This window comes from Massilia violaceinigra, from assembly GCF_002752675.1.
GTDB lineage: Bacteria > Pseudomonadota > Gammaproteobacteria > Burkholderiales > Burkholderiaceae_D > Telluria_A > Telluria_A violaceinigra.
In genome coordinates, this window is sequence record NZ_CP024608.1 from 1,111,745 (window position 1) to 1,123,834 (window position 12,090).

Annotated in this window: 14 protein-coding genes; 9 read left to right on the forward strand and 5 right to left on the reverse strand. The window is 63.2% G+C overall.

Features of this window, described 5'->3' with window-relative positions; all coding sequences use genetic code 11:
* Nucleotides 1-2: 2 nt before the first annotated feature.
* Genes CR152_RS05100 through CR152_RS05110 form a run of 3 tightly spaced genes read right to left on the reverse strand, consistent with a single transcriptional unit; the run spans nucleotide 3 to nucleotide 2,677 of the window.
* The gene (locus CR152_RS05100; protein ID WP_099873950.1) at nucleotides 3-665 is read right to left on the reverse strand and encodes a methionine ABC transporter permease; all 663 of its coding nucleotides are present in this window, start codon (nucleotides 663-665) and stop codon (nucleotides 3-5) included.
* Nucleotides 658-1,473, reverse strand: coding sequence for a methionine ABC transporter ATP-binding protein (locus tag CR152_RS05105; protein ID WP_099873951.1), 816 nt, complete (start codon nucleotides 1,471-1,473; stop codon nucleotides 658-660). Before CR152_RS05105 ends, CR152_RS05100 begins: the two co-directional genes overlap by 8 nt.
* A 4-nt stretch (nucleotides 1,474-1,477) precedes the next feature.
* Nucleotides 1,478-2,677 (reverse strand): acyl-CoA dehydrogenase family protein, encoded by a 1,200-nt coding sequence (locus CR152_RS05110; protein ID WP_099873952.1) that lies wholly within the window; start codon nucleotides 2,675-2,677, stop codon nucleotides 1,478-1,480.
* A 209-nt stretch (nucleotides 2,678-2,886) separates the two neighbouring features.
* Here CR152_RS05110 and ssuE point away from each other — a divergent pair, with 209 nt between their 5' ends.
* From ssuE to CR152_RS05135, 5 genes are read left to right on the forward strand one after another with little or no spacing between them, the layout of a single operon-like run.
* Nucleotides 2,887-3,465: an NADPH-dependent FMN reductase gene (gene ssuE / locus CR152_RS05115; RefSeq protein WP_099873953.1), complete on the forward strand. Its 579-nt coding sequence runs from the start codon at nucleotides 2,887-2,889 to the stop codon at nucleotides 3,463-3,465.
* 21 nt (nucleotides 3,466-3,486) lie between these two features.
* Nucleotides 3,487-4,458, forward strand: coding sequence for a sulfonate ABC transporter substrate-binding protein (locus tag CR152_RS05120; RefSeq protein ID WP_099873954.1), 972 nt, complete (start codon nucleotides 3,487-3,489; stop codon nucleotides 4,456-4,458).
* 16 nt (nucleotides 4,459-4,474) lie between these two features.
* Nucleotides 4,475-5,623: an FMNH2-dependent alkanesulfonate monooxygenase gene (gene ssuD / locus CR152_RS05125; RefSeq protein WP_099873955.1), complete on the forward strand. Its 1,149-nt coding sequence runs from the start codon at nucleotides 4,475-4,477 to the stop codon at nucleotides 5,621-5,623.
* A gap of 2 nt (nucleotides 5,624-5,625) precedes the next feature.
* On the forward strand, nucleotides 5,626-6,399 hold the full coding sequence (ssuC, locus tag CR152_RS05130; protein ID WP_099873956.1) for an aliphatic sulfonate ABC transporter permease SsuC: 774 nt from the start codon (nucleotides 5,626-5,628) through the stop codon (nucleotides 6,397-6,399).
* Between the two features lie 18 nt (nucleotides 6,400-6,417).
* Nucleotides 6,418-7,176 (forward strand): ATP-binding cassette domain-containing protein, encoded by a 759-nt coding sequence (locus CR152_RS05135; protein WP_099873957.1) that lies wholly within the window; start codon nucleotides 6,418-6,420, stop codon nucleotides 7,174-7,176.
* Between the two features lie 269 nt (nucleotides 7,177-7,445).
* Here the strand turns inward: CR152_RS05135 and CR152_RS32675 are convergent, their stop codons facing one another.
* On the reverse strand, nucleotides 7,446-7,652 hold the full coding sequence (locus CR152_RS32675) for a hypothetical protein (protein WP_157778327.1): 207 nt from the start codon (nucleotides 7,650-7,652) through the stop codon (nucleotides 7,446-7,448).
* A 49-nt stretch (nucleotides 7,653-7,701) separates the two neighbouring features.
* Between CR152_RS32675 and CR152_RS05140 the strand changes: the two genes are divergently transcribed.
* From CR152_RS05140 to CR152_RS05150, 3 genes are read left to right on the forward strand one after another with little or no spacing between them, the layout of a single operon-like run.
* Nucleotides 7,702-8,514: an endonuclease/exonuclease/phosphatase family protein gene (locus CR152_RS05140; RefSeq protein ID WP_099873958.1), complete on the forward strand. Its 813-nt coding sequence runs from the start codon at nucleotides 7,702-7,704 to the stop codon at nucleotides 8,512-8,514.
* Between the two features lie 26 nt (nucleotides 8,515-8,540).
* On the forward strand, nucleotides 8,541-9,701 hold the full coding sequence (gene clsB, locus CR152_RS05145; protein WP_099873959.1) for a cardiolipin synthase ClsB: 1,161 nt from the start codon (nucleotides 8,541-8,543) through the stop codon (nucleotides 9,699-9,701).
* Entirely contained in the window at nucleotides 9,701-10,075 is a 375-nt protein-coding gene (locus CR152_RS05150; protein WP_099873960.1) for an RNA-binding S4 domain-containing protein, read from the forward strand. Before clsB ends, CR152_RS05150 begins: the two co-directional genes overlap by 1 nt.
* Before the next feature lie 87 nt (nucleotides 10,076-10,162).
* Here the strand turns inward: CR152_RS05150 and CR152_RS05155 are convergent, their stop codons facing one another.
* Complete coding sequence (locus CR152_RS05155) at nucleotides 10,163-10,807, reverse strand: beta/gamma crystallin domain-containing protein (protein WP_099873961.1); 645 nt, start codon at nucleotides 10,805-10,807, stop codon at nucleotides 10,163-10,165.
* A gap of 598 nt (nucleotides 10,808-11,405) precedes the next feature.
* Between CR152_RS05155 and CR152_RS05160 the strand changes: the two genes are divergently transcribed.
* Nucleotides 11,406-12,023 carry a TetR/AcrR family transcriptional regulator gene (locus CR152_RS05160; RefSeq protein WP_099873962.1) on the forward strand — a complete coding sequence of 206 codons (618 nt, stop codon included), beginning with the start codon at nucleotides 11,406-11,408 and terminating at the stop codon, nucleotides 12,021-12,023.
* The last annotated feature ends 67 nt before the right edge of the window (nucleotides 12,024-12,090 follow it).

Here is a 12,090-nt window from a genome sequence, read left to right on the forward strand (position 1 = left end):
TCTTAGCGCTGGTCGATGCGGCGCGCGATGCGCGTGCCGGTGAACTGGATGGTCTGCACCAGCACCACCAGAATGGCGACGGTGACGAGCATGATGTCGGTCTGGAAGCGGTAATAGCCGTAGCGGATGGCCAGGTCGCCGATGCCGCCGCCGCCCACCACGCCGGCTACCGCCGAATACGACAAAAAGCTGATCGACAGCACCGTCAACGCCAGCACCAGGCCGGAACGTGCTTCCACCAGCAGCACGCGGGTAACGATCTGGAACTCGGAGGCGCCCATGGCGTGGGCCGCTTCGATCACGCCGCGCGGCACGTCGCGCAGGTTCTGTTCGACGAGGCGCGCAAAGTAAGGAATGGCCGCGAACGAGAGCGGCACGGCGGCTGCCAGCGGCCCGATCGAGGTGCCGGCGATCAGGCGCGTGAAAGGCACCAGCGCCACCAGCAAAATGATGAAGGGGAAGGAACGCACGGTATTGACGATCCAGCCGAGGACCAGCGCAAGCGGGCGGTTTTGCAGCGACTGGCCGTCGGCCACCAGAAACAGCACGATGCCGAGCGGGCCGCCCAGCACCACGGCGGACGTCAGGCCGATCGCCAGCATGGTCATGGTCTGGCCGAGCGCCACCCACAGTTCGGGCAGCAGGGTGACGAGATTTTCAAACATGTTCAACTCCTTTCCATGCGGTGGCGGCGAAACCTTCGCTGCCGTAGTAGGCCAGCTCGCGGCCCAGCGCGGTGATGCGCGCGCTGCTGGTATCGGCCAGCGCGAACTGTTCGGCCAGGGCGCCGTCTTCGATGACCGCGACCCGGTTGCAGATGGCGCCCAGCACCGACAGCTCGTGGCTGACGATGACGATGGTCACGCCCAGGCGCAGGTTGATGTCGCGCAGGGTGTCGAGCAGGGAGCGCGTGGTTTCGGCGTCCAGCGCGGATGTCGGTTCGTCGCACAGGAGCACGTCGGGCCGGCTGGCCAGCGCGCGGGCGATGGCTGCGCGCTGTTTCTGGCCGCCGGATAGCTGGGCCGGATAGTTTTCGGCCTTGTCGGCCAGGCCGACCAGCTCCAGGCATTCGAGCACGCGCGCGGCCAGGCGCGGCGCGTTCAGGGTGCCGTGGATGCGCAGTGGGAAAGCGACATTCTCGTACACGGTGGCGTTCTGCAGCAGGTTGAACTGCTGGAAAATCATGCCGATGTTCTGGCGCGCGTCGCGCAGTTCTCGCTTGCCGAGGGTGGTCAGTTCGCGTCCGGCCACGGTGATGGTGCCGCGGTCGGGACGCTCGAGCAGATTAATCAGGCGCAGCAGGGTCGATTTGCCGGCGCCGCTTTTGCCGATCAGGCCAAATACGTCGCCCTTGTCGACCGTGAGGCTGACATTCCTGACGGCGTCGAACTGGCCGCCGCGCGGCAGGGCGAAGGATTTGCTGGCGCCGTCGATGCGGATCAGCGGCTCGCTATGGGTGGTGTGAGCGCTCATGGTGTCAGGAGTAGGCGGTCGGTTCGGGAACGCTGCCATCGAGGACGTAGCGTCCGAGGTCGCGCAGCTTGTAGTCGATCGGGTCGTGCAGGGTGTGCACGCGCACGTTGCGCCAGAAGCGGTCGTAGCCGAATTTGGCAGAGGTGGCGCGCGCGCCCGTCAGCTCGAACATCTGGCTGCTGATTTCGATACCGGCGCGGTGCGACAAGGCTTTCGCTTCGGCTACCGCCACCGCCACTTCGCCGCGTTCGCGCGCCGTCAACAGGGCGCCTTTGTTGAAGGCGCGGTCAAGCTCGTGGGCCGCATGGTCGGCCAGCACCTGGGCGGGACGCAGCAGCAGCCACAGTTCGCCGTAGCGGTGCTGGATGAACGGATCGTCGCTGGCGGCATCCACGCCGGACGCGAACCAGGGGCGCGACTGCTCGCGCGTGTAGGCGCGGGCGGCGTCGAAGGCGCCACTGGCGATGCCCAGGTACAGATTGGCCATGATCAGCTGCGCCACCTGCGAGCGCAGGGTAGCTTGCGCGGTTGGCGCCTGGCCGGGCGCCTGCAGCACGTATCGGGCCGGCAGGGGCACCTGGTCGAAGTGAACGTTGCCGCTGTCGGTCTGTTTCTGGCCGAAGGCGTCCCAGTCGGCCTGCACGCGCACCCCTGGCTGCGCGGTCGGCACCACGCCGATCAGCGCTTCGCCGGCGGCGGCGTCCCAGGCCGATACGGTCAGCCAGTCGGAACCGACCGAGCCCGATGAAAAGCTTTTGACGCCATTGAGGGTGAAGCCGTCGGCGCCGCGCAGTGCCGTGGTGCGCTGGTCGAGCGGATTCAATGCGTTACCCCAGAACAGACCCTGTTCGACAGTGGCGGTGAGCAGGTGGCGCTGCTGCTGCGCGCTGCCGTACAGGCGAATACCGGCCAGTTGCAGGTGATGGAAGCCGAAGACATGCGCCAGTGCGCTGTCGGCGCGCGCCAGGATGCGGATCGCCTGGTACACCACCGGCCATGAGGCGCCCTGGCCACCGAATTCGGCGGGAATCGACAGCGTCAGCAAGCCCGATTCGCGGATCCATTCGCGCTCCTGGGCCGCATGGCCGCCATCCCGGTCGCGCTGCACCGCGGTGTGGGCAAGGCGCTCGGCGAGGGCGGTGGCAACGGCCAGCGGATCGCCGGGCTGGATATCGGGTACGGGGCGGAGCAGGGTGGCTGACATGATGGAACAAGCCTTGAAGGACAGTCGAGGAGGCCAGTATTGCACCGCACATGGCGCGCCGTGAACGAAGATATCCGCCCTTCCTTATGCGTAAAACGATGGAACGAAAAGCGCATATCGAAGCGTGAAAGCATTCGTTTCGATTTGCCGTCGTGCGCCGTAGCCTGTGTCCATTCCATTGTTGAACCTCACACCGGATCGGAAAAATCATGAGCGTACTTTTGCTGGGCGGGAGCCCGTCGGTATCGTCGAGCGGCGCCAGGCTGCTGCAGCACGTGGGCGACAAGCTCGCCCTGCACGGCCACCGCTGCAACACCCTGCAGGTGCGCGACCTGCCGGCGCACGCGCTGCTGCATGCGAATTTCGACGACCCGGCCATCGTGCGGGCCACGGCGCTGCTGCTCGATGCCGACGCCATCGTCATCGCCACGCCTGTCTACAAGGCGTCGTACACAGGCATCCTGAAAGCCTTCCTCGACCTGCTGCCGCAGGATGGCCTGGACGGCAAGCTGGTGCTGCCGCTTGCCACCGGTGGCAGCCAGGCGCACATGCTGGTGCTCGATTACGCGCTGCGGCCGGTACTGGCGTCGCTCTCGGCGCGCTTCATCCTGCCCGGGATTTACGCCACGTCCGACCAGTTGCGCTGGAGTGCCGCCACCGGCCTGACGCTCGATGCACCGATTGCCGCCCGCGTGGCGCGCGGCGTCGAGCAGCTCTCGTCCGAGCTGTTCGCGCTGCCGCAGCGCCGCCCGCACTCGCAGCACACCCTGCATTCCCTCGCAGCCTGACCTTTACAGAAAGACCGCACCATGACTTCGCATCTGGACAAACGCAGCGCGCGCCGCCGCACCCTGGGAATGATGTTCGCCGCCGCCGTTGCGGGCGCCTTGCCCGGTGCGGCCATGGCGCAGGGCGCCAAGGTGGTGCGCATCGGTTATCAGAAATACGGCACGCTGACGCTCCTTAAAGGGCGCGGCACACTCGAAAAACGGCTGGCGGCCAAGGGCGTGACGGTCAAGTGGACCGAATTTCCGGCCGGCCCGGTGCTGCTGGAAGGGCTCAATGTCGGCAGCATCGACTTCGGCACCGTGGGCGAGGCGCCGCCGATCTTTGCGCAGGCTGCCGGGGCCAATCTGGTCTACGTGGGCAACGAGCCGCCGTCCCCAAGCTCCGAAGCGATCGTCGTGCCCAAGGGATCGGCGATCCGCACGGTGGCCGATTTGAAGGGCAAGAAGATCGCCCTCAACAAAGGCTCGAACGTGCACTACCTGCTGGTGCGGGCACTGGAAAAGGCCGGCATCGATTACAAGGACGTGCAGACCGTGTTCCTGCCGCCGGCCGATGCGCGCGCCTCGTTCGAGCGCGGCGCCGTCGATGCGTGGGTGATCTGGGACCCGTTCCTGGCCGCGGCCGAAAAGCAGCTCGGCGCACGCGTGCTGGCCGATGGCAAGGGCCTGGTGTCGAACCACCAGTTCTATCTGGCGGCGCGTCCGTATGCCGAGGCGCAGCCGGAGATTATCCGCATCGTCATCGAGGAACTGGCCAAGGTCGATGAGTGGGGGCGCCGGAACATCAAGGAAGTCACCGCCATCCTGGCGGCGCAGACGGGGCTCGAAAGCAGCATCGTGGAACTGGCGGCGCAGCGCTATTCGTATGGCGTCAAGGCAGTGACGCCGGAAGTCATTGGCGAGCAGCAGAAGATCGCCGATGTCTTCGCCAGTCTCAAACTGATTCCGAAACCGATTGTCGTCAAGGACGCGCAGCTGGCGTTCAAGCTTTAAATTCAGGAGTATTTCCATGTCGTTGAATGTGTTCTGGTTTATCCCCACCCATAGCGATAGCCGCTATCTTGGTACCAGCAAGGGTGCGCGCAGTGTCGATGCCGACTATCTGCGCCAGGTCGCCGTTGCAGCCGATACCCTCGGCTACGACGGTGTCCTTCTGCCAACCGGGCGTTCCTGCGAGGACGCCTGGGTGGTGGCCTCGTCGCTCATGGCCGTCACGCAGAAGCTCAAGTTCCTGGTGGCGATCCGTCCCGGCCTGTCGACGCCAGGGCTGGCGGTGCGCATGGCGTCCACGTTCGACCGCCTGTCGAACGGGCGCCTTTTGATCAATGTGGTGACGGGAGGCGACCAGGGCGAGCTGGAAGCGGATGGCTTGTTTGCGGATCACAGCAAACGTTACGAAATTTCGGATGAATTCTTCCGCATCTGGCGCGCCACCATGGCGGGCGAGGGCGGCGCGGCGGGTTACGACTTCGAGGGCAAGCACTTGCAGGTCAAGGGCGCTAAGACCTTGTATCCGCCGGTGCAAAAACCGTATCCGCCGCTGTACTTCGGCGGCTCGTCCGAGCCGGCGCACGAACTGGCGGCCGAGCAGATGGACGTGTACCTGACCTGGGGCGAGCCGCCGGCCGCGGTGGCCGAGAAGCTGGCCGATATCCGCGCGCGCGCCGCCAAACACGGACGCACATTGCGCTTCGGGATTCGCCTGCACGTGATCGTGCGCGAAACGAATGAGGCGGCGTGGCGCGCGGCCGACGAATTAATCAGCCATTTGGATGACGAGATTATCGCCAAGGCGCAGGCGGCCTTCGCCAAGATGGATTCGGTGGGCCAGCGCCGCATGGCAGCCCTGCACGGCGGCCGGCGCGACCAGCTCGAAGTGTCGCCCAACCTGTGGGCCGGCGTGGGCCTGGTGCGCGGCGGCGCCGGCACCGCGCTGGTGGGCGACGCCGAAACGGTGGCCGCGCGCATGCAGGAATATGCGGACCTGGGCATCGAGACCTTCATCCTGTCCGGCTATCCGCACCTGGAAGAATCGTACCGCTTCGCCGAACTGGTGTTTCCGCTGCTGGGCAAGGGCAAGCAAGCCGGCGAGCAGTCGATCACCGGGCCGTTCGGCGAGATGATGGCCAGCGATATCTTGCCGAAGAAGGCGGCCTGACCATGGCCGGCGCTGGCGTGCCTCGGCCATCGGCACTGGCACCATGGGCGTTGCCGGTTGGCCTGATCCTGGCCTGGCAGATTGCGGCGCAGGCGGGCTGGCTGTCGAGCCGCATCCTGCCGGAGCCGTGGGCCGTGGCAAAGGCGTTCTGGACCCTGGCCGTGTCGGGCGAGCTGTGGCAGCACTTGCGCACCAGCCTGTGGCGCGCGGTGAACGGCTTTGCCATCGGCGCCGGGCTGGGTTTGCTGTTGGGGTTGCTGAACGGCAGCGTCAGGCGCGCGGAAACCTTGCTCGACACCACCTTGCAAATGATCCGCAACATTCCGGCGCTGGCCCTGATTCCGCTGGTGATCCTGTGGTTTGGCATCGACGAAACCGCAAAGGTGTTCCTGCTGGCGATCGGCGTGTTTTTTCCGGTATATCTGAATACGTTTCACGGCATCCGCTCGGCCGACCAGGGGCTGATCGAGATGGCGCGCAGTTATGGCTTGTCCGGCTGGCCGCTGTACCGCGATGTGATCCTGCCGGCGGCGCTGCCGTCGATCCTGGTGGGTGTGCGTTTTTCGCTGGGGCTGGTATGGGTGCTGCTGATCGTGGCCGAAACCATTTCCGCCCAGGCCGGCATCGGCTACATGACCATGAATGCGCGGGAGTTCCTGCAAACCGATGTCGTGCTGGTTGGCATTTTGCTGTATGCCCTGCTGGGCAAGGCCGCCGATCTGTTGTCGCGCGGGATGGAAAAGCACTTCTTGCGCTGGAATCCGGCGTACCGCTAATCAAGCTCGGGAAACAGCATGCAAATCAATCGTATCGAAGAACGTACCGTTGGGGCGGCCGCCGCGCTGGGGCAGCATGGGGTGGGCGTGTCGCTGCGCGGCGTGACGAAAAGCTATGCCGGACGTGAAGTGCTGGGTGGAGTCGACCTGGAACTGGCGCCCGGCGAGTTCGTGGCCGTGATCGGACGCAGTGGTTGCGGCAAGAGCACCTTGCTGCGCACCATCGCGCAACTCGAGTCCTTGGATGCCGGCCAGATCCGCATCGGCGACGGCTTGCGCGATCCGGAGGTGCGCATCATGTTCCAGGAAGCGCGCCTGTTGCCGTGGAAGAGCGTGCTGGAAAACGTGGCGCTGGGGTTGCCGGGTTCGCGCGAGCGCGCCGCGGCAGCGCTGGAAACGGTCGGCCTGGCGGGGCGGGCAGGCGACTGGCCGACCGAACTGTCCGGCGGGCAGCGCCAGCGCGTGGCCCTGGCGCGGGCGCTGGTGCACGAGCCGCAACTGTTGCTGCTCGACGAGCCGCTGGGCGCGCTCGATGCGCTGACCCGCATCGAGATGCAGCAACTGATCGAATCGCTATGGCTGGCGCGCGGCTTTACCGCCGTGCTGGTCACGCACGATGTGCAGGAAGCGCTGGCCCTGGCCGACCGCGTGCTGCTGGTTGAGGACGGTCGCATCAGCCAGGATTTGCACGTGGACTTGCCGCGTTCGGGCAGGCGCGGTAGCGCTCCCTTTGCCGCGCTGGAACAGAGCGTGCTGGCAAGGGTATTGCACAAGTGAACGAGGTTCGGCGTTGCGGCAGATTACTCGCCTGATACGGGGCAGTGCCTACGGAAAGCGTGACCCACGGGCATTGAGCACGGTAGCGGACATTCTTCGGTGCCGGACGGCTCCAGAATCACCCGCCGCACGTGGCCGGCCAGAAGCACGTCCTGCGCGGACGCGTGCGACATGGTGCCCAGGACGATAAGGGCAAGTGCTCTGAAAAGGCGCATTGCGGGCTTTCTGCGGTTGAAATTGCGATAATACCAACCATATCATCTTATTAATCACAAAACCCGTTTTTTTGAAGCCTTCAGAAAACGCCTTTTCTTGTTTGTTGCCATCGCTGAAGCGGGTAGTCCTTGGACAGCTGCCGAAAGCACGGATGTGCCGCCCGCCACGGTCACGCGGCCTGCCGGCGCCGGTGCGCGCTGCCCGATCACCTGGGGTTTTTCATCGCCGCAAATCCGCTCTGAACGGGCAGAAGTGCGCACGATAGAGTTCCTTCTGAAGAACATTCACTGAAGGGGTTAGAATGTTCCCATGAAGATTCGTGTCGCTACCTATAATATCCACAAAGGCGTGTCCTCCATCCGGAGCACACCACGCGTGCTGGCCCTGAAAAAGGCCATTGCCCAATTCGACGCCGACGTCGTGTTCCTGCAGGAAGTGCAGGGCAAGCACGACCGCAACTCGGCGAAGTTCGGCGACGAGAGCCGCGGACACCGGCACTGGCCCGAGCGCGCCCAGCACGAGTATTTCGCGGGCGACTCGCATCATTCCGCCTACGGCATGAACGCGGTGTACGATCACGGTCACCACGGCAATGCCTTGCTGTCGGCGTATCCCATCGGCGGCACGCATAATCATGACGTGTCGGACCATGCATACGAGCAGCGCGGCATCCTGCACTGCATCCTCGATACGCCCAAATGCCAGGTGCATTGCTACGTGGTCCACCTGGGCCTGTTCGAATCGGGACGCGGACGCCAGACGCAGGCGCTCATCGACTGCGTGAAGGCATCGGCGCCGAATGGCGAGCCTGTCATCATCGCGGGCGACTTCAACGACTGGCGCAACAACCTCAGCGACAAGCTGCGCAATGAGCTCGGTGTGGTTGAAGTCTTCGACGAACTGGGTGCGCGTTCGCGCCTGGGCGATCTGGTGCGCAGCTTTTCGGGACGCGAGAAAACGGTCACGCCGGCGCGCACCTTCCCCGCCGCGCTGCCGTTCTTCCGCCTCGACCGCATTTACGTGCGCGGCTTCAAGGTGGACGGGGCCGAGGTCCTGCATGGTGCGTTATGGGCCAAATTATCGGACCACGCCCCGATCGTGGCCAACCTCAAGCTGGCCTGAGGCTTTGCAACCAAACATGAAGCACTATGCGCCCGGTCCATTACACCGCCCACAACGATATCGCCCTGCTTGAAACCGGACTGGAATTTTTCCCTGCGCTGATCGCGGCCATTGATGGTGCGCAGTACGATATCTATTTCGAAACTTATATCTTTGCGGACGACGCCACCGGCCGCTCCGTGGCCGACGCCCTGTGCCGCGCCGGCCAGCGCGGCGTCAAGGTGCGCGTAGTCACCGACTGGTGGGGCACCGGACACGCGCAGTCGACCCGCCTGGGCATCGCGTTCGCGGCCGCCAACGTGCGCTTTCGCGCCTTCAACGCCTGGTTCAAACGCGGCGTGACCCGCACCCACCGCAAGATTGTCGTGGTCGACCGCGCCGTGGCGTTTGTCGGCGGCATCAACGTCAACGATGACTGGTACTGCGATTACGACCCGGGCAAACGCTTGCCGGCGCCGCGCTGGGACTTCGCGGTGCAGGTGCGCGGCCCGCTGGTGGCGGCCATCCATCATGAAATGCAGACCCAGTGGGCGCGCGTGGGCCACCTGGGGCTGATGAAACGGATCGGTCTGTTCCGCGAAATGCGCAAGGACCAGTCGCTCGAAGGCGACAAGCCGATGCAGGCCGCGTTCGTGGTGCGCGACAGCTTGCGCAACCGCCACACGATCCAGCGCGCCTACCTGCACGCGATCGGCCATGCCAAGAAGAGCGTGCTGCTGGTCAATCCGTACTTTGCCCCCGGACACAAATTCCGCAAGGCGCTGGCGATTGCCGCCGAGCGCGGGGTCGAGGTGAAGCTGCTGATCGGGGTGGGCGAAATCAAGCTGCAAGACATGGTGGCGCGCTCGTTCTACCCGAAACTGCTCGACAGCGGGGTCGAGGTCTACGAATACCGCAAGACCCAGCTGCACGCCAAGGTGGCCGTGGTCGACGACGACTGGTCGACGGTCGGGTCGAGCAATTGCGATGGCTTGTCGCTGTTTTTGAACCAGGAAGCCAATGTGGTCGTCAAGGACGAGGAATTCGCCCGCACCATGCGCGAACACATCCGGCGCGGCATTGCCGACGGCGTTATGATTTGCCGGGAAGATTTTGAACACGTGGGATGGGTACGGCGCAGCGGTTACGAGGTGGCGTATTTCTTCTATAAAATGGCGATGCGGATTTTCGCTATAGGATATGCCTGATGGACAATGTACGAATAGACAAATGGTTATGGGCGGCGCGCTTTTTCAAGACGCGTTCGCTGGCGACGGATGCGGTCGATACGGGCAAGGTGCGCCTCGACGGCGAGCGCATCAAGCCGGCGCGCACGGTCAAGCTGGACGACAAGCTGACCATCGACAACGGCGCCGAGACGTGGGAAGTGCGCGTGATGGGCATTTCCGACGTGCGCGGCGGCGCCCCGGTGGCGCGCACCTTGTACGAGGAGACCGAAGAGAGCGTGAGCAAGCGTGAAAACGACCTGGAAGCGCGCAAGCTGTACCGCGAGCCGGGAACCACCATCAAGGGGCGCCCGACCAAGCGCGACCGGCGGGCGATCAGCAAGGCCGGCGAGTAGCCAGCCTTGCCGCTGCCGGGAACGGTATCCGACGCATGCGTTCCCGTCATCCCGGGGCGCGGCCTTACGGCCGACGCGGGGTTTGCGCTATTTCCAGGTAAATTTAAAGACGTTTTCTTCCTGCGTATAGCTCAGGCTGGCCGACTCGTATTCCGGGATGTTCTTTGCATGAGGCTTGCCGTCCTTCCAATAGAAGTGAAGCGAGCCGTTCGGGTCTTCATATTCGCCGTTCGGTTTCCTGACGAAGATTGCCGTGACGAGGGGCTTGGTATCGATATCGGTCTCTTTCAGCGTGGCGAATGCGCGCGCGATATTCGGATCGGCTCCTTCTTCCGGTTCGGGATTCGGCTGGATGACCGAGCCGAATCCTGCGCTTTGAAGCGTCATGCTGCGGCCTTGGCCGGTGCTGTCGCTGAACTCGAATAACAGGGCGTGGTGCCCGGCTTTATTGAGCACGATAAATGCGCTCATGCCCCCGATATCGATATTGCCCGTGTCGGCAATCAGCTCTTTCGATGGATTCCCGTAATTCGCACGATAGAACGCTACGACCTTGCATGCGGAGCCGATTTTCACTGAATTCAATTTGTCATTGAGGGGGCGGTAGCTGCGATAAATATCGACTTGTGCGCCAAGCGTGGACAGATAAGCCTTGCCGTCAAAATTCCGGCCTTCGTAGAAAATAACCTCGTCGTGGCCGGGAGAAGTGAGCGTAGTTTCTGTCAATGACATAGTTTATCCTTGATAAAATAATTTCATTTGCCCTGTTTATTCACCATGCGCTTTAGGGTCGACGCGCGGGTGCGGCGGCGTGATGTCCTTGTCCATTGCAACATTGTCAACAACATACCGCCTCGATCCGTCGGCTGGAAGTGTCACTGATGACATCCCCCAAGTTCGACAAATATTGCTTTGTGTGCAATATTACGCTTAATTCAATAGTGAATAACCCCCACAATGATGAGCTATCGCTGCCTGGCGCAGCTGTGCTTTGAACGTCGTCGCGGGTGCCTGTCGACTACGCCGCTGGCCAGGGCAATCCTGCTAGCCTCGGGTCTGACCGGTTCCACAAGATTTTTGCCACCGAGTTGCATGAAGTGCACGGACGCACAAAAAACGGCATGGCGCCTTGCCCGCCTCGACGGCCCGTAGCATACGCAAAGCCCCGGAAATTCCTGGTATTGCTGCACCGCAGCAATAGACTCCCACCTCTAAGTTCCCGTTTGACATTTGCCTTGTAGTGGATAATAGTACGAGCGTTCGGATTTCATTCAACGGGTCGCATTTTCAACTACCATCGGGACCATCTATTAACACTTCAGTCAAATTCATGCGCAAGGGCGAGCTCACGCGGGCAGCCATTCTGGACGTCGCGCTCGACCTCGCCAGCCGCGACGGTCTCGAAGGGCTGACGATTGGTTTACTCGCGGACAAAATGAACATGAGCAAGTCCGGCGTGTTCGCGCACTTCGGTTCGCGCGAAGACTTGCAGATGGAAGTGCTCAAGCTCTACCACCACCGTTTCGAGCAGGAAGTGTTTTTCCCGAGCGTCAAGGAACCTCGCGGCCTGTCGCGCCTCAAAGCCATGTATGCCCGCTGGATCAAGCGCGTCAGCGTCGAGATCGCCTCCGGCTGTATCTATATTAGTGGCGCCGTCGAATACGACGACCGTCCGGGCCCGATCCGCGAAGAACTGGTGTCGATGGTGCGTGCGTGGCAGGGAGCACTGCTAAGATGTGTGGAGCAAACCATCGAGTGCGGCGACCTCAAGGCAGATACCGACGCCAACCAGATGGTCTACGAGATGTATGGCTTGATCCTGGCGTTGCACCACGATGCGCGGTTCCTGCGTCGGCCGGGCAGCGTCGATCGCGCGCGCAGCGGCTTTGAGCGCCTGATCATGAATTACCAGAATCCGTCCAAGAATCAACCGAATCAAGCGCAGTAAGCGAATCGGGCGCAGTAACTGAATCAATCGAGTCAACACCTTGCCGGGTCCAGCACGTCGCTGGCCT